This window comes from Pseudomonas leptonychotis (genome assembly GCF_004920405.1).
Classification (GTDB): domain Bacteria; phylum Pseudomonadota; class Gammaproteobacteria; order Pseudomonadales; family Pseudomonadaceae; genus Aquipseudomonas; species Aquipseudomonas leptonychotis.
Map to the genome: position 1 here is coordinate 1 of NZ_RFLV01000008.1, position 19,790 is coordinate 19,790.

21 protein-coding genes, 1 rRNA gene, 1 other RNA gene and 1 pseudogene are annotated in these 19,790 nt (G+C 56.1%); 13 read left to right on the forward strand and 11 right to left on the reverse strand.

Annotated elements, in window-relative coordinates:
* Both D8779_RS20215 and hemN read left to right on the forward strand, forming a co-directional pair.
* Window positions 1-108, forward strand: a 108-nt coding sequence (locus D8779_RS20215; protein WP_136665141.1) for an IS3 family transposase, incomplete at its 5' end; no start/stop codon positions are given.
* A 119-nt stretch (window positions 109-227) separates the two neighbouring features.
* On the forward strand, window positions 228-1,610 hold the full coding sequence (gene hemN / locus D8779_RS20220) for an oxygen-independent coproporphyrinogen III oxidase (RefSeq protein ID WP_136666417.1): 1,383 nt from the start codon (window positions 228-230) through the stop codon (window positions 1,608-1,610).
* A 25-nt stretch (window positions 1,611-1,635) separates the two neighbouring features.
* On the opposite strand, the gene D8779_RS20225 is transcribed toward hemN, so the two are convergent.
* Complete coding sequence (locus tag D8779_RS20225; RefSeq protein WP_136666418.1) at window positions 1,636-2,100, reverse strand: DUF1931 family protein; 465 nt, start codon at window positions 2,098-2,100, stop codon at window positions 1,636-1,638.
* A 151-nt stretch (window positions 2,101-2,251) separates the two neighbouring features.
* Here D8779_RS20225 and fnr point away from each other — a divergent pair, with 151 nt between their 5' ends.
* The 3 genes from fnr to D8779_RS20240 all read left to right on the forward strand — a co-directional run bounded on the left by fnr (window position 2,252) and on the right by D8779_RS20240 (window position 4,641).
* Entirely contained in the window at window positions 2,252-2,986 is a 735-nt protein-coding gene (gene fnr / locus D8779_RS20230) for a fumarate/nitrate reduction transcriptional regulator Fnr (protein WP_136666419.1), read from the forward strand.
* Between the two features lie 28 nt (window positions 2,987-3,014).
* A complete protein-coding gene (locus D8779_RS20235) occupies window positions 3,015-3,563 on the forward strand; it encodes an adenine phosphoribosyltransferase (protein ID WP_136666420.1) in 549 nt (182 codons plus the stop codon).
* A 250-nt stretch (window positions 3,564-3,813) separates the two neighbouring features.
* Entirely contained in the window at window positions 3,814-4,641 is an 828-nt protein-coding gene (locus D8779_RS20240) for a metal-dependent hydrolase (RefSeq protein ID WP_136666421.1), read from the forward strand.
* A gap of 28 nt (window positions 4,642-4,669) precedes the next feature.
* On the opposite strand, the gene D8779_RS20245 is transcribed toward D8779_RS20240, so the two are convergent.
* A complete protein-coding gene (locus D8779_RS20245; RefSeq protein WP_136666422.1) occupies window positions 4,670-6,229 on the reverse strand; it encodes a cation:proton antiporter family protein in 1,560 nt (519 codons plus the stop codon).
* Window positions 6,230-6,365: 136 nt separating this feature from the next.
* Window positions 6,366-7,088 (reverse strand): TetR family transcriptional regulator, encoded by a 723-nt coding sequence (locus tag D8779_RS20250; protein WP_136666423.1) that lies wholly within the window; start codon window positions 7,086-7,088, stop codon window positions 6,366-6,368.
* A 115-nt stretch (window positions 7,089-7,203) separates the two neighbouring features.
* Here D8779_RS20250 and D8779_RS20255 point away from each other — a divergent pair, with 115 nt between their 5' ends.
* The 5 genes from D8779_RS20255 (at window position 7,204) to D8779_RS20275 (ending at window position 11,509) form a co-directional block, all read left to right on the forward strand.
* The gene (locus D8779_RS20255) at window positions 7,204-8,757 is read left to right on the forward strand and encodes a flavin-containing monooxygenase (protein ID WP_136666424.1); all 1,554 of its coding nucleotides are present in this window, start codon (window positions 7,204-7,206) and stop codon (window positions 8,755-8,757) included.
* Window positions 8,754-9,638 (forward strand): SDR family NAD(P)-dependent oxidoreductase, encoded by an 885-nt coding sequence (locus D8779_RS20260; RefSeq protein WP_136666425.1) that lies wholly within the window; start codon window positions 8,754-8,756, stop codon window positions 9,636-9,638. Before D8779_RS20255 ends, D8779_RS20260 begins: the two co-directional genes overlap by 4 nt.
* A gap of 148 nt (window positions 9,639-9,786) precedes the next feature.
* Window positions 9,787-10,236: a MarR family winged helix-turn-helix transcriptional regulator gene (locus tag D8779_RS20265; RefSeq protein WP_136666426.1), complete on the forward strand. Its 450-nt coding sequence runs from the start codon at window positions 9,787-9,789 to the stop codon at window positions 10,234-10,236.
* Between the two features lie 253 nt (window positions 10,237-10,489).
* Window positions 10,490-10,918, forward strand: a complete 429-nt coding sequence (locus D8779_RS20270; protein ID WP_136666427.1) for an organic hydroperoxide resistance protein — start codon at window positions 10,490-10,492, stop codon at window positions 10,916-10,918.
* Between the two features lie 378 nt (window positions 10,919-11,296).
* The gene (locus D8779_RS20275) at window positions 11,297-11,509 is read left to right on the forward strand and encodes a cold-shock protein (RefSeq protein WP_069516724.1); all 213 of its coding nucleotides are present in this window, start codon (window positions 11,297-11,299) and stop codon (window positions 11,507-11,509) included.
* Between the two features lie 72 nt (window positions 11,510-11,581).
* Here D8779_RS20275 and D8779_RS20280 read toward each other — a convergent pair whose 3' ends face one another.
* The 4 genes from D8779_RS20280 to dnaX all read right to left on the reverse strand — a co-directional run bounded on the left by D8779_RS20280 (window position 11,582) and on the right by dnaX (window position 16,025).
* On the reverse strand, window positions 11,582-12,730 hold the full coding sequence (locus tag D8779_RS20280) for an acyl-CoA dehydrogenase family protein (RefSeq protein WP_136666428.1): 1,149 nt from the start codon (window positions 12,728-12,730) through the stop codon (window positions 11,582-11,584).
* Window positions 12,731-12,836: 106 nt separating this feature from the next.
* Window positions 12,837-13,436: a recombination mediator RecR gene (recR, locus tag D8779_RS20285; RefSeq protein ID WP_136666429.1), complete on the reverse strand. Its 600-nt coding sequence runs from the start codon at window positions 13,434-13,436 to the stop codon at window positions 12,837-12,839.
* Window positions 13,437-13,589: 153 nt separating this feature from the next.
* Window positions 13,590-13,916 (reverse strand): YbaB/EbfC family nucleoid-associated protein, encoded by a 327-nt coding sequence (locus tag D8779_RS20290; RefSeq protein ID WP_136666430.1) that lies wholly within the window; start codon window positions 13,914-13,916, stop codon window positions 13,590-13,592.
* An 18-nt stretch (window positions 13,917-13,934) separates the two neighbouring features.
* A complete protein-coding gene (gene dnaX / locus D8779_RS20295) occupies window positions 13,935-16,025 on the reverse strand; it encodes a DNA polymerase III subunit gamma/tau (RefSeq protein ID WP_136666431.1) in 2,091 nt (696 codons plus the stop codon).
* Window positions 16,026-16,487: 462 nt separating this feature from the next.
* Between dnaX and D8779_RS20300 the strand changes: the two genes are divergently transcribed.
* Both D8779_RS20300 and D8779_RS20305 read left to right on the forward strand, forming a co-directional pair.
* Window positions 16,488-16,709 carry a hypothetical protein gene (locus tag D8779_RS20300; protein ID WP_136666432.1) on the forward strand — a complete coding sequence of 74 codons (222 nt, stop codon included), beginning with the start codon at window positions 16,488-16,490 and terminating at the stop codon, window positions 16,707-16,709.
* Window positions 16,710-16,779: 70 nt separating this feature from the next.
* Complete coding sequence (locus D8779_RS20305) at window positions 16,780-17,067, forward strand: DUF3509 domain-containing protein (RefSeq protein ID WP_136666433.1); 288 nt, start codon at window positions 16,780-16,782, stop codon at window positions 17,065-17,067.
* Between the two features lie 267 nt (window positions 17,068-17,334).
* On the opposite strand, the gene ffs is transcribed toward D8779_RS20305, so the two are convergent.
* The 3 genes and pseudogenes from ffs to D8779_RS21215 all read right to left on the reverse strand — a co-directional run.
* Window positions 17,335-17,431: signal recognition particle sRNA small type (gene ffs / locus D8779_RS20310), an RNA gene on the reverse strand.
* A gap of 100 nt (window positions 17,432-17,531) precedes the next feature.
* Window positions 17,532-18,311, reverse strand: a complete 780-nt coding sequence (locus D8779_RS21210) for a methyl-accepting chemotaxis protein (protein ID WP_415755903.1) — start codon at window positions 18,309-18,311, stop codon at window positions 17,532-17,534.
* A 78-nt stretch (window positions 18,312-18,389) separates the two neighbouring features.
* A pseudogene (locus D8779_RS21215) lies at window positions 18,390-19,310 on the reverse strand (HAMP domain-containing protein); the annotation flags it as partial.
* Window positions 19,311-19,327: 17 nt separating this feature from the next.
* Here D8779_RS21215 and D8779_RS20320 point away from each other — a divergent pair.
* Window positions 19,328-19,606, forward strand: a complete 279-nt coding sequence (locus D8779_RS20320; protein WP_136666435.1) for an HU family DNA-binding protein — start codon at window positions 19,328-19,330, stop codon at window positions 19,604-19,606.
* A gap of 105 nt (window positions 19,607-19,711) precedes the next feature.
* Here the strand turns inward: D8779_RS20320 and rrf are convergent.
* Window positions 19,712-19,790 (reverse strand): 5S ribosomal RNA (rrf, locus tag D8779_RS21235); the annotation flags it as partial.

A 19,790-nucleotide genomic window follows, 5' to 3' on the forward strand; every position in this document is an offset into this window, starting at 1 on the left:
GATTACATCGAGATGTTCTACAACCCAAAACGCCGACACGGTTTCAACAATCAGCTGTCGCCTGTAGAGTTTGAAAAGCGCTATTTCCAGAGGTTGGAGAGTGTCTAGAAAACCAGGGGCGATTCAGTAAGCGGTCACAGCACGCAGCGGCTTGATGCAGATCAAAGCAGCCACCCCGTGTCGCACTTAGACTCCCCGGTATTGCAAGCCAAACCGGGAACACCCGCATGCTCAACGCCATCCAGTGGGACAGCACCCTGATCCGCCGCTACGACCAAGCTGGCCCTCGCTACACCTCCTACCCGACCGCCGTGCAATTTCATGAACGGGTTAGCCAGTTCGACCTGCTGCATGCCCTGCGCGACAGCCGCAAGGCCCTAAAGCCGCTGTCGCTGTATGTGCACATCCCGTTCTGCGCGCACATCTGCTACTACTGCGCCTGCAACAAGGTAATCACCAAGGATCGCGGGCGCACCCAGCCCTACCTGGAAAAACTTGAGCGCGAAGTGGAGATTATCAGCCGTCATCTGGACCCGCAACAGAAGGTCGAACAGCTGCATTTTGGCGGCGGCACACCGACCTTTCTTAGCCACGATGAACTGCGTCACCTGATGGGCCACCTGCGCCAGCACTTCAACCTGCTGGATGACGACAGCGGCGACTACAGCATCGAAATCGACCCGCGCGAAGCCGACTGGTCAACAATGGGACTGCTCCGCGAGCTGGGTTTCAACCGCGTCAGCCTGGGCGTGCAAGACCTCGATCCGAGCGTGCAACGGGCAGTGAATCGTCTGCAAACCTTGGAGGAAACCCGCGCCATCGTCGAAGCGGCACGCACCCTGCAATTTCGCTCGATAAACATCGACCTGATCTACGGCCTGCCGCTACAAACCCCGGAGCGTTTCGCCCGCACCGTAGCCGAAGTAATTGCCCTGCAACCGGATCGCCTGTCGCTGTTCAACTACGCCCACTTGCCAGAGCGCTTTATGCCGCAGCGGCGGATCAACACCAGCGACTTGCCCAACCCAGGCGATAAGCTGGCCATGCTGCAGGCCAGCATCGAGCAACTGAGCGCTGCCGGTTACCGTTATATCGGCATGGATCACTTCGCCCTGCCCGACGACGAGTTGGCCAGCGCCCAGGAGGATGGCAGCCTGCAGCGCAACTTCCAGGGTTACACCACCCACGGCCATTGCGACCTGATTGGTCTGGGGGTGTCATCAATCAGCCAGATCGGTGACCTGTACTGCCAGAACAACAGCGACTTGAGCAAATATCAGGACAGCCTCGCGCACAGCGAACTGGCCACATTGCGCGGCCTGCACTGCGACGCCGACGACCGCCTGCGCCGAGCCGTAATTCAGCAGTTGATCTGTCATTTCCAGCTGCGCTTCGCCGACATCGAGCAGACTTATGCCATCGATTTTCGCAGTTACTTTGCCGATATCTGGCCGCAACTGCAGCAGATGGCCAGTGATGGGCTGATTGAACTAACGGCTCAGGGCATCGATGTTAAGCCAGCAGGCCGCCTGCTGGTGCGCTCGCTGTGCATGCTGTTTGATCGCTATCTCAGCGAGTTAAATCAGCAGCGCTTTTCTCGGGTGATTTAACAGCCTGCTCACTGGATGAGCGGAGCTACTTCATGACCAGGCTGGCCACTTCCTGCATCTGCTGATCGCTTAGATCCTGCTCGCGCATGGTCTTGATCAGCGTTGCGTTGGCACTGCTCAACGCGCCCTGCAGCGAGGCCAGTTCGCCCTGCAGCGCTTCGATCTTCATGCGTTTAGTTTCAGGGTCGAGGCTCTGATCACTCATCACCTCTTTCAACTCGGCTTTCTTCGCCTCGATCTGCGCCTTGAGCTCGCGGATCATTTTAAGAAGATCCTTGAGCACATCCGGCAGGCTGCGTTCATCAATGTCGCGGTTCTTCTGCGCGGCGGCGGAACGCGCTTTGCCCAGCTCCGACAAGCTCACCCGCAGGCTGTCACGCAGTGCCTGCTGATCCGTCTCGCTGCTCGGCACAGCGCCTTCGGCCGCCACGCTCTTGCGCTCCAGCGCGACGTTCATGCGGCTGCTCAAGCTGGTCAATTCCAAACCCATACGATGCTCCTTGCCGATCATTGAAACCGCCTAATTTATCGGTCGCACCGGATAAAACTTGAACATTCGATCAGACTAGCGTCTTAGTGGCCACCCTCTGCACCCTGCTGTAACCTTACGGCTATTGTGTGTATACCCAGGATCACCAACGATGTCCGAAAGCACCATGTTGCATAGCCCACACCAAGTCCATTGCAAGGATTGCAGCCTGGCGAGTTTGTGCCTGCCGCTGTCGCTGAACCTGGAAGACATGGATGCGCTGGATGACATCGTCAAACGTGGCCGCCCCTTGAAAAAAGGCGAGTTCCTGTTTCGTCAGGGCGACACCTTTAACTCTGTCTTCGCCGTGCGCTCCGGGGCGTTGAAAACCTTCAGTCTGAGCGATAGCGGCGATGAACAAATCACCGGCTTTCACCTGCCCAGCGAGCTAGTAGGACTGTCCGGCATGGACAGCGAAAGCTACCCCGTATCGGCGATTGCCCTGGAAACCACCTCGGTGTGCGAAATCCCGTTCGAACGTCTGGATGAGCTGTCGGTGCAACTGCCGCAGCTGCGGCGCCAGCTGATGCGCGTCATGAGCCGAGAGATCCGCGACGATCAGCAGATGATGCTGTTGCTCTCGAAGAAAACCGCCGACGAGCGCATCGCCACCTTCCTGGTCAACCTCTCGGCGCGTTTCCGTGCCCGCGGCTTCTCGGCCAATCAGTTCCGCTTGGCTATGTCACGCAACGAAATAGGTAACTATTTGGGCCTTGCGGTGGAGACCGTTTCACGGGTATTTACCCGTTTCCAACAGAACAAGCTGCTCGAAGCCGAAGGCAAGGAAGTGCATATTCTCGACCCCATCGAGCTGTGCGCCCTGGCCGGCGGCAACCTCGAGGGCTGACTGACCCGCACAGCGCAGGATCTAGCCGATGAGCTTCGACGAATTCAGCATCAAAACCTTGATCCGACCGGTAGTGGACTTCCCCAAGCCGGGGGTGATCTTTCGCGATATCACCCCGCTGTTTCAGTCGCCACGTGCCCTGCGCATGGTCGCCGACAGTTTTATCCAGCGCTATGTCGAGGCAGACTTCAGCCATATCGGCGCCATGGACGCGCGCGGTTTTCTGATCGGTTCGATCATCGCCTATGAACTGAACAAGCCACTGATTCTGTTCCGCAAGCAGGGCAAGCTACCGGCCGACGTGCTCAGCGAGAGCTATCAAACCGAGTACGGTGAAGCCAAGCTCGAAGTACACGCCGACAGTCTTTGCGAAGGCGATAAAGTGCTGATTTTCGATGACTTGATCGCCACCGGCGGTACCCTACTGGCCGCCGCACAACTGGTTAGGCGCATGGGCGCCAGTATCATTGAGGCCGCCGCGATCATCGATCTGCCTGAACTCGGCGGTTCACAGAAGCTACAGGACAGCGGGATTGCGACTTTCGCCCTAACGACCTTCAGCCTCACTGACCAATAGCCCAACCTTCCCCTCTACGCCCACAACATCTGGGCGTGTACTCGTGCCCAGTCAGGCGTGCACCTGATCGAACGCGTCTACAACTATCCATAAGTTGGCGCAAATCCGGCCGCCCTGGCCAGGAATGACCTCGCCTCAAAAACGCCCTCGGCTAAAGATAAATCACGGCCCAAGACAGCCCAGCCTGTCGATCCGAGCCCCATAACAAGAGCGGTCGCGAATGCGGCCAATATGCCGAGGAGTCGCCCTTATGACAGCCAAACCTACCACCCCAACCGCCAGTTTCCCGGTGCGCCGCATGGACTTCAGCTTTAGCCAAGGCCAGAAATTCTGGTTCGCTGGCGACCCGTTCCTGAGCCACTTTATGAACAACCTGTCGTCGCTGTTCCCCTACGGCGAGAAATTTTTCGTCGACAGCGTGCGGGCTGTACGCGAGAAGGTCAGCGAGCCACAGTTGAAGAAGGACATCAGCGCCTTTATTGGCCAGGAAGCTATGCACTCAAAGGAGCACGCGGCCTACAACGATTACGCAGCCGAGCACGATATCGACCTGGAAACCCTCGAATTACGGATCAAGGTGTTGCTGGAATGGGTGACCAAGATCACCACCAAGAAACAGCGCCTTGCCGCCACCTGCGCGCTGGAACACTTTACCGCGACCATGGCCGAGCAGCTGTTGCAGCGCGAAGACCTAACCACTCAGATGAACGACCCCAAGCTGTATCAGCTGTGGATGTGGCATGCGATCGAGGAGAACGAGCATAAGGCGGTCTGCTACGACGTGTACCAGAAGGTTTATGGCGGCTACTTCACCCGCGTTGGCATGATGGCGATTTCTACGGTGGTGTTCTTCAGCGTGATCGGCTGGTTCCAGCTGCACCTGCTGCGCAAGGATGGTCAGCTATTGAATTGGCGCAGCTGGGGCAAGGGCCTGAAGATGCTATTCGGCCCGCGCAACGGCTTTCTGACCAAGTTGATTCCGTCCTACCTGGACTACTACCGCCCAGGCTTCCACCCTTTCGATCATGACAGCAAAGCGCTGGAACAACGCTGGCGTCAACGCCTGGGCTTCAACTAAGTCCAGAGAGGCCTGACACACCGAGGCATCACGATGCCTCGGTGTTTCTTTCCAGGGTTTTGATTACATGCTCCGCCAAGCCGGAACCGGCCTCACTCATGGTCAGGTAGGTGCGATCGGCCCCGGCTTCCTGAATGCGCTTGGCCATGTCTTCATACAACGCGTGGGATACCACCAAGCCACTGAAACCGCGCTCACGCAGCTTTTGCGTGGCAATCACCTTGGTCTCTTCGTCGTTGAGGGTCAGGATCACCGCATCAACCCCGCTCATATCCAAGTGCTGCCAAAACACCGGGTCCTCGCCATCGGCAAACAACACCCTGCGTCCAGCCACCTTGCCCTGCTCGATCACCACCGGGTCAGAATCCAACCCAACCACGCGATAACCTTGCTCCTTTAGATAGTCATAAGCGGCACGCCCAGTGCGCCCCATACCCATCACCAAGGTCTGAGTGTCACCCAGAGACAGCGGCTGCTCATCGGGGTGGCGAATATTGCGTTCGAGAGGAATCAGGCGCCTGGCAAAACGCTCGTAAAGCGGGTGGGCGATGCGATTGAGTGGTGCTGAGATAACAAATGACAGCGCCACCGTAATCGCCAATGGAATCAACCATTGCGGCATTACCACACTGGCCATGATCAGACCGAACTCGCTGTAATTGGTAAGGCTGACACTCGTGAGAAAAGCACTGCGCGCACGCAAGCGAAAGAGCAGAAACAGAAAGAAGAACAACACACCTTTTAGCGGCAACAACAGCGTCATAACCAGGGCGAAAATCAGCGCATCAGCATCGGGCAGCCCGCCCATGCCGATCTGCAGAAAGAAGCCAACGAGGAATACTTCTTTGATGCCCCAAAGCGAGTTGGACAGTTCCGTCGCGCGCTTATGTTTTGCCAGCAGCGCACCAAATGCCAGGGCACCCAGTTCGGCACTCAACCCCAACTGTTCAAACCCATAACCGCCGGCCACCAGCGCCAACATTAAACCCAACAACAGCATCAACTCTTCGTGACCGCTGGCATCAAGCAAACGGAATAACAACGGACGTAGCAAGGGCAAGCCAAACACCAGCAGGGCCCAAGGCGAAGGTAAATCCCCAGCAGCCAGGCTCATTACCAGCAAAGCGATCATGTCCTGTATAACCAGCACTCCAATCGCCACGCGACCGTGAAATGCACGCAGTTCACGTTTACTTTCGAGCACTTTGGCCGCCAGCACTGTGCTGGAAAACGACAAAGCAATCGCCAGTAATAAGCACTGATACCAAGGCAGCTCGAGCAGCAGCAAGATCGCCGGGAGAAACACCACACTGGAAATGGCGAAATGCAATAGCCCACCGCCAAACACTTCGCGGCGCAGCAGGTTACTCGCCTTGAGTTTTAGACCCACGGTAAACAACAACAGCAGCACACCCAAATGGGCAATATGCTGCAGCGCGCCGCTCTCATGCGGGTCGATACCCAGACGCTCCCCCACTGCGGCCAAGGCAAAGCCTGCCCCCAGATAACCCACCAATGGCGGCAGCCCTACTGCTCGCGCAGCCAAGCCCATGGCAAAAGCGAACGCAATCCAGGCGGCTTCAATCATTGGCAATCCTTATCGGCGCAGGCAGAGCCTGCAGGGCAACATGAGTCGTGCAGCCAAACAATGCATCTGCGTGTGGCAGCATACAAGCGCCGCTCCCCAGCATCATTGATTAGCATCAGCGTCCTGCATGGCTTAATCACGCCTCATGCAACCGCAACTGACCCAGACTTTGTAGCACGCTGGCTCCGGTAAATAGCATGACAATTTGCTCTTCGGCCAAGGCACAGATTGCCTCGCGACGCTCAGGCTGACCGATATAGTCCAACGAGAGTTGGAACAGATTGCGACTGATCAAGTTGGACACCTGCAACACCACGCCCGGATTAACGATATCCGGCAGCAGCTTGAAGGCCACGATGTCTTCAGCCATGTCCGCACCGAACTCATCCATCACCTCTTGCAGCGCAACGCGCAGTACGGCAGATGCACCATGCAGTTCACGCACGCCGATGATGAAAGCTTCAGGGTTCTGCGCAACGAAATCGAAGAACAGCTGCACGGTTTCATGGCACACCCGCCGCCCGCGATCCAGGTCGATACCAAACAGCATGGCCACGCTTTTACTGGGCGACTGTACGGCGCGCTCAGCGGCCTCACGGCGTAAGTCGCGCAACGGTTGACGCAACTGAGTGGAGATCTGCCGAATCATCGTCAGGCCCAGGTCGTCCACGTCCTTGAAGTGCCGGTAGAAGGTATTGGGGTTTAACCCGGCTTCACGGGCCAGCTCGCGCAGGCCGAGATTGCTCAGGCTGCGACTGGTTGAGGTGAGACGTAACGCGGCCTCCAGTAACAGGGTCTTGCCTGGGGCATCGCTGACTTTTTCCGCAGCGGATGGCTGCTCGCCGACGGCTGTTTGCATGACGAACCCTACCTAAAAGTTGGCGTGTGAGACTGCCGCTTGCTGGCGAGTATACATTTGTCTACTTTGGTATACAGATGTATACGCCAGCAATAAACATAACAGGAGCTTGGCCATGAATGCACCCGCCTCACCCCCGTCTGTCACTCGTCACTGTAAGGTGGCCATCATCGGCACAGGCTTCTCTGGCCTAGGCATGGCCATTCGCCTGAAGCAGGCCGGCGAACACGATTTTCTGCTGTTCGAGAAAGAAGCGGGCGTCGGCGGCACCTGGCGGGTGAACAATTACCCGGGCTGTGGCTGCGATGTGCAATCGCACCTGTATTCGTTCTCCTTCGAGCAGAATCCCGACTGGACGCGCATGTTCGCCAAGCAACCGGAAATCCAGGGTTATCTGGAAGGCTGCTGGGCCAAATACCGCCTGCAGAACCACACCCAGCTCAGCACCGAAATCACCCGCATGGCCTGGGATGAGCAGCAGGAGTTGTGGCAAATCAGTGATCGCGCTGGCAACAGCTACACCGCGCAATTTGTGGTGTCCGGCATGGGTGCGCTGTCCACCCCATCGATTCCTGCGCTCAAGGGCCTGGGCGATTTCACCGGCAAGATCTTCCACTCACAGCAGTGGGACCACAGCTATGACCTCACCGGCAAACGTATCGCGGTGATCGGCACCGGCGCTTCTTCGATCCAGTTTGTGCCGCAGATCCAGAAGCAGGTCAGTCAGCTCGACCTCTACCAGCGCACCGCACCGTGGATCATGCCCAAGCCCGACCGCGCTATCAGCGAGCGTGAGCGCAACCGCTTCAAACGCTTCCCACTGCTGCAGAAACTCTGGCGCGGCACCATTTACGCCCTGCTGGAAAGCCGGGTAATCGGCTTTGCCATGCTGCCCAAGGTGATGACCCTCGCTCAGAAAGTCGGCAAGTGGTACATCAATAAACAGATCAAGGATCCAGTGCTGCGCGCCAAGGTCACTCCGGATTACCTGATGGGCTGCAAGCGCGTGCTGATCTCCAACGATTACTTCCCGGCGCTGACTCAGCCCAACGTTGACCTGATCACCGACGGCATCGAGGAAATCCGCAGCGGCAGCATCCGCACCGTAGACGGTAAAGAGCGCGAGATCGACGCGATCATCTTCGGTACCGGCTTCACTCCAAGCGACCCACTGCCGCGCGGCGTGGTATTCGGCCGTGGCGGCGTCGACCTGCTCGACACCTGGCCAGAAGGCCCGCAAGCCTATAAAGGCACGCTGACGGCCGGCTTCCCCAACCTGTTCTTCCTGATGGGGCCCAATACCGGACTGGGCCACAACTCGATGGTCTATATGATCGAGTCGCAGATCCATTACGTGCTCGGCGCGCTCAAGCTCATTGGTGAGCAAGATCTGCAGAGCCTGGAGGTCAAACAAGCGGTGCAGGACAAATTTAACGGCAAGTTGCAAGGCAGTCTGGATAACACCGTGTGGAATGCTGGCGGCTGCACGAGCTGGTACCTGCATCCGGTCAGTGGCCGTAACTGCACGGTGTGGCCTGGTTTTACCTGGCGTTTCCGCCTGCTGACGCGCAACTTTGACCCAGCGGCCTATCATTTCAGCCGTAAACACGCGGCACACCCGGCGCAGAACAGCGCTATCCAGTTGACTGCCCAGGAGGCCAGCGCATGAAGTCGTTTGAAAACAAGGTAGCTGCCATCACCGGCGCCGGCTCCGGCATCGGCCGCGCCCTGGCCTTCGGTCTGGCCCGCCAGGGTTGCCAGCTGGCGCTCTGCGATGTGAATGCCGAAGGCCTGGCGGAAACCGCCGCGCAAGCGCGCAAACTCGGTGTGCAGGTCAGCGAAACCCTGGTCAACGTCGCCGACCGTGAGGCGGTGCATGCCTGGGCAGATCAGGTGGTGGCCGAGTTCGGCCGGGTCAACGCGATCTTCAACAACGCCGGCGTGGCTCAGGGCGGCACAGTGGAAGGCAATGACTACGCCGACTACGAATGGATCATGAACATCAACTTCTGGGGTGTGGTCAACGGCACCAAGGCCTTTCTGCCGCATATCAAGGTCTCGGGCAGCGGTCATATCGTCAACGTATCCAGTGTCTTCGGCCTGTTCGCCCAGCCGGGCATGAGCGCCTACAACGCCAGCAAGTTTGCCGTACGCGGCTTTACCGAGTCCTTGCGTCAGGAGCTGGACATGGCCAATTGCGGTGTGTCGGCCAGCTGCGTACACCCGGGCGGCATCAAGACCAATATCGCCAAGACCGCACGGATGAACGCCAGCCTGAGCAGCGTCACCGGCCAGGATGCCGATAAGGCACGTGAACAGTTCAACGACCAGTTGCTGCGTACCACACCGGAGAAAGCCGCTCAGGTGATCATCAACGGCGCGCTGGCAAACAAGCGGCGCATCCTGATCGGCCCGGATGCCTACGCCCTGGATGGCATGCAGCGCCTGTGGCCGGCGTTTTACCAGCGCGTGGTAACAGCATCAATGCGCCTTGCAGCTCGCCTTTCACCGAAAAGCTCAAGCAAAAAAGCGCAGACTGCCACGGAGTAATCGGCAAGAACCAAGCCCCAGCATTAAGCTGGGGCTTTTCTATGCTTGGCATTGACCAGAGCAAGATCGCCACTGCGCGCATTCAATTGGCATAACAGTAGTTAGCACGATAAATTGTGCTCATTATCCTTTGTCGCCGGAGAGCATCATGGCCGCGCTAGACCCTTGTGCCGAACTGCTGCTCGATAACCAGCTGTGCTTTGCTCTCTACTCAACCTCGCTGCTGATGACCAAGGTCTACAAACCGCTGCTGCAAGACTTGGGGCTGACCTACCCGCAGTACCTGGCCATGATGGTGCTTTGGGAAGGCGATGGCATCACCGTAGGCGACGTCAGCAGTCGTTTGCTGACTGATCCAGGCTCTGTCACCCCTCTGCTCAAGCGCCTGGAAGCTGAAGGTCTACTCAAGCGTACCCGCAGCAGTGCCGATGAGCGTGTAGTCGAGCTGTTTCTGACCGATAAAGGCCGTAGCCTGCACGAACAGGCCAAGCGCGTCCCCAGCTGCATCCTCACCGCTACTCAACATACCCTCGCAGAACTGGGTGCGTTAAAGAATGAGCTAATCACGCTGCGCAATAGCCTGCAGCAAACCCTCTAAAACAAGGCATCAATAGGTCGTCTGACGCAGCGCCACCCGCCTCGGCCGCCCTTTAACGACTTCCACACTCCAAACACTCGCCCGACCGGCTTGGCTTATGCACGAATAGGCTGTGCTTATTACAAAATAATCGTACTAATATTTTGCACGCAAAATTAATGCAGGGTAATGTTCGTTTTCAAAATTTGATTGCGCGCAAAATATTTGCAGACAACCTAAATGCAACTCAAGCTCTTTAAAGAGGATTAGCACTATGTCGATTCAAACCATTGCTTACCGTGCCTACGCAGAAGCCACTGGCGGTCGTGACGGCCGCGCCATTTCTTCCGACGGCGTACTGGATGTTGCCCTGACCACCCCGAAAGAACTCGGCGGCGCCGGCAGCCAGGGAACCAATCCAGAGCAGCTGTTCGCTGCGGGCTACTCGGCCTGCTTTATCGGTGCGATGAAATTCGTTGCAGGCCGCGACAAGCTGGCCATACCAACAGACGCATCGATTGAAGGTGTGGTGGGTATCGGCGCTATCCCCAACGGTTTCGGCATCGAAGTCGAACTGCGCATCAGCCTGCCAGGTATGGATCGTGAGCAAGCGCAGACCCTGATCGAGCAGGCGCACATCGTCTGCCCGTACTCCAACGCCACCCGCGGCAATATCGACGTCACCCTGACGCTGCTCGACTAACGGTTAAATACGCTCTGTACCAGGCTGAAATCGCGTTAAAAGCAACATCAAGTAGAGCGCCTAAAAACAAACGCTCCAGCGCTTTTTAAAGAGCGCTGGAGCGTTTTTCGTTGTGTTGCGAGCCAACCTAGCCACCTGAACGAGCCATCACCCGCCAAAAGAAACACCATTTATCATATGCGCCACCGCCCTACAGCCCAGTTAAATAGAGGCTTAGCGCGATCCGCACTGATAAAAATATGAATATTTAACGTTAAACCCAACACTTCCCGTAAAAACGGCCTATTATGGCTGAGCTGACTTGTAGTTATCAGCAAAACCGCATAGGTGCTATGAGCACTCTGGCACCGCACTTCGTACTGATTTAAGAGACACACCATGGCAAATCGCGAAACTGGCACCGTCAAATGGTTCAACGATGAGAAAGGCTTCGGCTTCATTACCCCTACTAACGGCGGCGATGATCTCTTCGTTCACTTTAAAGCCATCCAAAGCGACGGTTTCAAAAGCCTGAAAGAAGGCCAGACTGTTACCTACGTGGCCGCTCGCGGTCAGAAAGGTATGCAAGCTGAAGAGGTACAGGTGGCTTAAGCCTCTGTCCTGCTTTAAAACAAACCCCGCGCTCGCGGGGTTTGTTTTATCTGCTATTTGATAAGTTTTAGCCTACAAGCCCATCTGCTTGCTGATGATCTCGTTCATGATTTCACGCGAGCCGCCACCAATCGACAAAATGCGATTATCGCGATACAGCCGCTCCACCAGGCTTTCGCGCATATAGCCCATGCCGCCCATAATCTGCACGGCGTCATAGGTCAGTCGATCGGCAATATCAGTGGCGAAATTCTTGGCCATAGATATTTCCTTGATAACGCTTTTACCAGCCGCCATTTTCGCCGCTTGCCGATAGGTAAAGTCTCGAGACACTTCAAGCTGGGTCGCCATCTCTGCCAAACGATGCTTTAGCACCTGGAATTTGCCGATAGGCTTACCGAACGCTTCGCGTTCTTTGGCCCACTTCATCGACTCCTCAAACGCCAGTTGCGCCGTCATATTGGCCATGATCGCCAGAGATAAGCGCTCGCTCTGGAAATTCGCCATGATGCCGGCAAACCCCATATTCTCTACACCGATCAAATTGCTCACTGGCACACGACAGTCGTCGAAAAATAATTCAGCCGTGTCAGACGCCCACCAGCCCATTTTCTTCAGCTTGCGGCCAACGCTGAAGCCAGGCGTACCCTTCTCGATCAACAGCAGGCTAACGCCGCCAAAACCATCGCCACCCGTGCGCACCGCTACGGTGTAATAGTCCGCGCGCACGCCGCTGGTGATAAAGGTTTTGCTGCCCGTTACCCGGTAGTAATCGCCATCACGTACAGCACGAGTTTTTAGGTTGGCAACGTCGGAACCACCAGACGGCTCGGTTACCGCCAACGCCATGATTTTTTCACCTGACAGAACCTGCGGCACGATGCGATCGCGCAACTCCGGCTTGGCCCACTTCACCACAGGCGGCAAGCCGATATCCAGCGAACCAAGCCCTGCGACCAGCCCACCGGAGCCAGAACGCATCAATTCCTCACTGGCCGCGACCTTGGCAAATACATCGCCCTCATGGCTACCACCAAAAATTTCTGGATAGCCAATACCAAGGATCCCAGCAGCCCCTGCCTTCAGATAAAGTTCACGAGGAAATTCTTCTGCCTCTTCCCACTCATTAATGTGCGGCAGAATTTCGCGCTCAACAAAGCGCCTGACAGAGTCACGCACCAACTGGTGAGAGTCATCAAAATATTCTTGGAAGGCAGACATGAGGTAATTCCACTGAGGTTTCAGGGAAATTACCAAGCGCTTGCTTGGTTTACAAGTGTTGGCTTATGCCACGCATAAGATCAATCAACCGCTCACACTTACCAGTTCAGAGCAGGATAGGTCGCCGCCCAGCGATCGAATGCGCCAAAGTACCGCCATCGACTAGCTCCAGCTCCCCCCCCAACGGCATGCCATGGGCAATGCGCGAGGCAATCAGGCCTTTGCCCGCCAACAACTGAGCGATGTAATGCGCCGTGGCCTCTCCCTCGACCGTTGGGTTAGTTGCAAGAATCACCTCGCTAAAGCTGCCCGCCGCGATTCGCGTCAGCAACTCAGGAATTCCGATGGCTTCCGGGCCCAGTCCGTCGAGCGGAGACAAATGCCCTTTGAGTACAAAATAGCGGCCGCGGAACCCGGTGTGTTCGACCGCGTACACATCCATCGGCCCCTCGACCACGCACAGCACGCTATCGTCCCGGCGCGGATCAAGACACAACTGGCACACGTCGTCCTCGCTCAGGCTGCGGCACTGCTTGCAGTGTCCAACCCCATTCATCGCCTGCGTCAGCGCCTGAGCTAAACGCAGGGCTCCAGAACGGTCGCGCTCTAGCATTTGCAAGGCCATGCGCTGGGCAGTCTTCTGCCCAACGCCAGGGAGAATGCGCAAGGAATCGATTAAGTGACGGATCAGCGGGCTAAAGCTCATGGGGCAATACTCGGCGACTGCAAAGACTCACACTTTTAATAGTAAAGCTTCATCAGACTGCTCTACCCCTAAAGAGCAAGCATAAGCCGGTGTGGACTGAGGGTATCCACACCAACTCTCAGCACGGTTGTGCGCGCTGGCCTGAGGGCCTTTTTAGAACGGCATTTTGAAACCCGGTGGCAACTGCATACCAGAAGTCATACCGGACATTTTGTCCTGGCTGTTCTGCTCAACCTTACGCACGGCATCATTCACCGCCGCCGCGATCAAGTCTTCAAGAATTTCTTTGTCTTCCTGCATCAGGCTGTCATCTAGGCTGACGCGCTTGATATCGTGACGCCCAGTCATCACCACACTGACCAACCCAGCACCGGACTGACCGGTCACTTCGGCGTTCGCCAGCTCTTCCTGCATCTTCTGCATTTTTTCCTGCATTTGCTGAGCCTGCTTCATCAGGCCGGCCATGCCACCTTTCATCATGGTGTAAGTCCTCGGTAATTAGGGGTTAACGAAAGTATCTAGGGGTTCAATGCTATCTGCGCGAATTACCGCACCGAATTGCTGAATCATTTGCTGGACCAAAGGATCCTTATGAATCGATGCCTCTGCATCGCGTTGGCGATTAGCCCGTTTACGCGCCGCAGCTTGTGCAGGCGTTTCCTGCTCGGGTTTGCGCAACTCAATTAATACCTTGAGCTCGCGCCCGTGAAACTGATTGAGCGCATCGTTCAGGCGCCGCTGCTGAGTGGCGTTGAACAACGCGGATTGCGCAGGGTCCAGGTGCAACAGCCAGTTGTCATCCGCGACACTTATCAACGTGCAGTTAGCCCCGATGCTGCCGGTCATCCCAGACAAGCCAAGCTTCGGAAACAACTCCAGCCAGTCAGCCGCCAGCCCGGTCGCAGGCTGCGCTGCCGGCAATATCTCAGGTTCGGCAGATGCCGCGCGCTCTACTGCATCAAAATCGTAATCAAACGACTCTGCATCCATCTCGACATAGTCGTAATCGCCCAGTGGCGGCTCATCGTCATCCGTATCGGCAGACGGAGCCGGCTGCTCAATCAGTTGCGGCTCAAGCACTGCCGCTTGCGGCGGCTCGGTAGCTAGCGTGACGGGCTCCGTCACAACAACGACAGGCTCTGCGACTTCTGTAACAGACTCAGCCGTTTGAGCAACCGGCACATTAACCTGCTCATCCCAGGGCAGATCCACCACAGACGCGGATGCTTCAGGTGTAGTTGTCGCCTCAATCGGCGAAGGCTGCGCAGCGGGCTCGTTGGCCACTTCCGACGCGGGCGGCAAGGTGGCGACAGCAGCTTCAGTCGCAGCTACCGGCACTGCAGGTGCAGCTTCAACTACAGGAGCAGACGGTGCAGGCTGAGTCGCAACAGGAATGCTTGCCGGTGGCGGGATAGCCGCACCGGCCACTGGGTTGGTCGCGGAATCAGCAGTGGCCTGGCTAACTCCCAGCGGCTTTAGTGCGACCCTAGGGGCATCATCAGTATCCGCGGGGCGGAATGCCAACATACGCAACAGCACCATTTCAAAGCCGCTTCGCGGATCCGGCGACAACGGCAGATCGCGTCGCCCAATCAAACCCATCTGATAATAAAACTGCACATCCTCGCTAGGCAGAACTCGAGCCAGTTCAAGTACCCGCTCACGGTCACCCTGACCGTTATCCACGGCCTCAGGCAGCGCCTGGGCAATAGCCACGCGATGCAGCACATTAAGCATCTCGGACAGCACACCACTCCAATCAGGCCCCTGTTCAGCCAGATGACGCACAGCCTCAATCAAACCGCGCGCATCACCCTCAAGCAAGGCGTGCAGAACACCATAGACCTGACCATGATCAAGCGTACCCAGCATGGCGCGCACATCGGCGGCCAGTACCTTGCCCTCACCGAAGGCAATTGCCTGATCAGTCAAGCTCATGGCATCGCGCATCGAGCCGTCAGCCGCACGACCGAGCAACCAGAGCGCATCATTTTCGAATGGAATATTTTCCGCTGCCAGAACATGGGTAAGGTGATCGACCACCCGTTCTGGCGGCATGTTCTTCAACGAAAACTGCAAGCAGCGCGACAACACCGTAACCGGCAGCTTTTGCGGATCCGTGGTCGCTAGGAGGAATTTTACATGAGGCGGTGGCTCTTCCAGGGTCTTCAACAGGGCGTTGAACGAGCTGGTGGAAAGCATGTGCACTTCGTCTATCAGGTAAACCTTGAAGCGTCCGCGGCTCGGCGAATACTGCACGTTGTCGAGCAGTTCGCGGGTGTCCTCAACCTTGGTACGGCTGGCGGCATCGACTTCGATCAGGTCGATAAAACGCCCCTCATCGATCTCTTTACAAATCGAGCAGACGCCACAAGGCGTAGAGCTGATCCCGGTCTCGCAATTCAGGCACTTGGCAATAATCCGCGCAATTGTAGTCTTGCCCACACCACGAGTGCCCGTGAACAAATAGGCATGGTGCAATCGTTGGCTATCAAGCGCATTGATCAGCGCCTTGAGCACATGCGTCTGACCAACCATTTCGTTGAACGAGCGCGGACGCCACTTGCGTGCAAGAACCTGATAACTCATCGAAACCCGTCACGAGAGGAAAGCAAAAGTGGGGCTAATCCTAACGGAGCATGGGCCAAATTGCATCCAATGCGCAGCCCGAGAATGACCAGCCTTCAGCATTGGCCACAAATAAGCTGGATAAAATTTAACCAGCCAGGTATCATCTGCACCGTTCGTACCACGCTGTAAGTCAATTAGGCCTTTTGGCCCCCTCGATGGTTTCCAGGTAAGAGCGCATCACCTACGGGTAATGCCGCACAGCTCTAACCCATATCCCAACCTGCTGACTGATCTGGCTGTCCCGCGCAAGCGCTGACTCAAGCCCGCCTCCGACGTACCAACCCGCACACTGTAACCTCTCGGGGAACTTGTGCGCGCAGTCCAGCTCCTACTTACACATGCAATCGACATATTAAGTCGACAGCCTGGAGCTTTATTTAGCGCAATGACGCGCCCGCTGTTTTAGGAAACACCAAAAAAATGAACACTCAACACCAAATTCAGGATGCCATTCGCACCCTCTCCAGTGCATTTGCACCGCTTGACTGCCGCATCCTGGCTGCTCGCAAAGGCAGCTTCAGTTTCACCATCGTCAACGATGCCGGCATCGCCAAGCACAGCCAGCGCCTGTACCCCGGCCAATACAGCGGCGTACACCTTGAGCAGGTTATCGAGCGTGCCCGACAGTCACTCGCAGCCTGATTACAGAGAACTACGAACCATCATGCATCTTTGAGGTCTGAAGCTATCAACCTCAGGATGGAGCATGGTCATGGACAATATTAACCGCGAACTCGTTGAACAGCTGTTTGCCCCACTGCGCGCCACATTCAGCTCACCCCGCCCTGATGGCGGGGTCGTCCTCTCCCTACTTGATGCCAGTGACGCCACCGCATACAGCCGTGTGCTCAGCACAGCGCAGCGCACCGACCCACAAGCCTTCGCTCAAAGCCTGGAAGACATCCGCCTGGAACTCGCCATGCGCTCCGGCAGCATCCCAGCGGATATGCGTAAAGCACTGAAGGAACAGGACAGCGTACTTAGCTATCACACAAGCTAAGAGCCACCAGCGCCCTGCTTGACAGCAGGGCCACCTACGCAACGCTCAAAATTAGCCGCATACTCGCGCAAGGCCATGTTCGTAAGAACTTAGTCGGCCAACAGTTTAAGCCAAGATACCGGCAGTTAAGCCCAGGAGCGTTATAAGCTAACGCGCAATGGCCACGCTAAAACTCACCGCAATGAGTGCGCAAACAGAAAGGAATTTAAGTGAGAACTGCAGAGCGACTTAAAGGAATAAGTCGGCGCATCAGGATATTGGAGGCAACCCTACCAGCCACACCTCGGCACACAATGTCACCGCTGCGGCTGCTCCCTTCCAGGCCTGACCGGGTTCACGGCTGATCGTTGCGAGGGGACCGGCAGGGCCACCATAACGCAGCTCACTAGAAGCGAGCCGCGCCATTGTACCCGCTTACCTCTAAGTTACAACCGTTTCAAACACTTAGCCCAATCAAACGTACGCTAGACACGAAACCGACCAACCAACTGAGTCAGTCCATGCGACAACTCAGAAAGCCTTTGGCTGGCCTGAGCACTTTGCTCGGAGGTTTGTGCGGCCTCATTAGAAAGATCGCGAATATCACTGATGTTCCGCGCGATTTCCTCAGTCACGCTGCTCTGCTCTTCGCAAGCAGTTGCGATCTGCGCGGTCATATCATTGATACGCTGCACAGAGTCACTCGTGTCAGTAAGCGCCTGATCTACGCCTGCCGCCTGCTCAACACTCTGGCGCGCCTTACTGCTCCCTGAGTGAGTCGCCTTAACAGCATTCTGCACTCCAATTTGCAAACGCTCGATCATCGCCTGGATGTCTTTGGTCGACTCTTGCGTGCGCGCCGCCAATGCACGCACTTCATCTGCTACAACCGCGAAACCACGCCCCTGCTCTCCAGCTCGAGCGGCTTCAATAGCTGCATTTAACGCCAATAGGTTGGTTTGTTCAGCAATCCCTCTGATTACAGCTAATACCGCACCGATATTAGAGGCTTCTTGCTCAAGGGTTTGAATCGTTGCAGAAGCACTTTCCACCTCTTGTGCTAACTGACGAATCGAACTAATTGTGGCACCGACAACGCGCGCACCTTCTCGTGATTGAGCTTCAGCGCTACGAGCTGCGTCAGCTGCATTCTGTGCATTGCGCGCAACCTCATGCACAGCAGAGCTCATCTCAGTTGCTGCTGTGCTGACCTGATCGACTGCCGCATGCTCACTGCTAATCAATCGATCATTAGCTGCGGCCATGCCTGCCAAGCTTTGCGCAGAACGTTCGACCTCACCGGTAACCCGCCCAACCTCCTTGATTAACGGTTGCAACTTATCGAGAAAGCGGTTGAACGCGTGACTGAGCTTGCCCAACTCATCATTAGACAAAACGTCCAGACGCACTCGCAGATCGCCATCACCATCAGCAATCTGCTCAATTCGGTTAAGTAGCTTGTGCAGTGGCCGGGTAACCAGGATTGGGAAGCCAACCACCAACACAAAACAAACACCCAAACCGATGGCCACAATCACTCCCTGCTGCCAACTTAGCGTCTCGCCCAACTCAATGGCAGCAAGCCCTTCGGCATTAGCGGCCACATCATCCATCTCTCCTAACTTGTCGATAGCGGTGCGCATTATTTCAAACTGCTCTTCGCTACTGCCAAAACTTAACGCACTAGCTGCTTGAGGGTCACTGGTCGCCAACTGCAGAACCTTATTCGAGGTTGCTTTCCATCGCTCAAACCCCACATCAAACTGCTCAACCAGTTGCATTGCCTCACTACCAGGTTGCATATTCGCGAATTTATGAACGCGCTCATAAGCCTGCTGCAGATTTTCTATATGAGCCGCAGTTAATGCATCCGCATGCGCGCCCACCCCTTCATCGAGTAAGCTGCGCTCAGCAACAAAAGCTTGATAAAGGTCGCGATCTGCATTCAACAGCAAACTAATACCTGGCAAATAACGATTAGTCAGCTTCATGCTGGAGTCTGCGACTTGACTTATACCTCGCATCCCAAGAACGCCCATAGAAACCAGCAAGACCGCCAACAACAAAATTGGCAGCGCGATCTTCCAACGAAACCCTAAATCAGCAAAGGCACGCAGCATTCTGGCTCTCCTCGAGAATGACCAAGACCCATCAGCATAGATCATCCCCTGCAGACTGGACTCAGGCTCATCCTCGCTAATTGGAAATGACATGTGCTCACTTCGAACAGTCAGGTAGCTTGATCCACCAACCTCCATATCCATCCAAAAGGAGTTGCACCATGGCAATGACGAAAGATCAATTGATTAGCGATATTGCGGAAGCCATAGATACACCGAAGAGCACCGTACGCGCAGCGCTTGAACAGCTGAGCGAGATTGTCTGTGATGCACTGGAAAACGGTGATGAAATCACTCTGCCTGGTATTGGCAAACTCAAAGTGAGCGAGCGCCCGGCCCGCACCGGCCGCAATCCTAAAACAGGCCAGCCTTTGCAAATTTCGGCGAAGAAAGTCGTTAAGTACGTACCCGCAAAAGCACTGAGCGACGCTATAAACTGAACTGGAGTGCGCTCAATACGAGCGCATTTTCGCGACGGGGTTAATTTTTCTAAGAAAAAAGTAAAACCCCCGACCAGTTTCCTGATCGGGGGTTTTGGTGTAGGTGCTTGACGATGACCTACTCTCACATGGGGAAACCCCACACTACCATCGGCGATGCATCGTTTCACTACTGAGTTCGGGA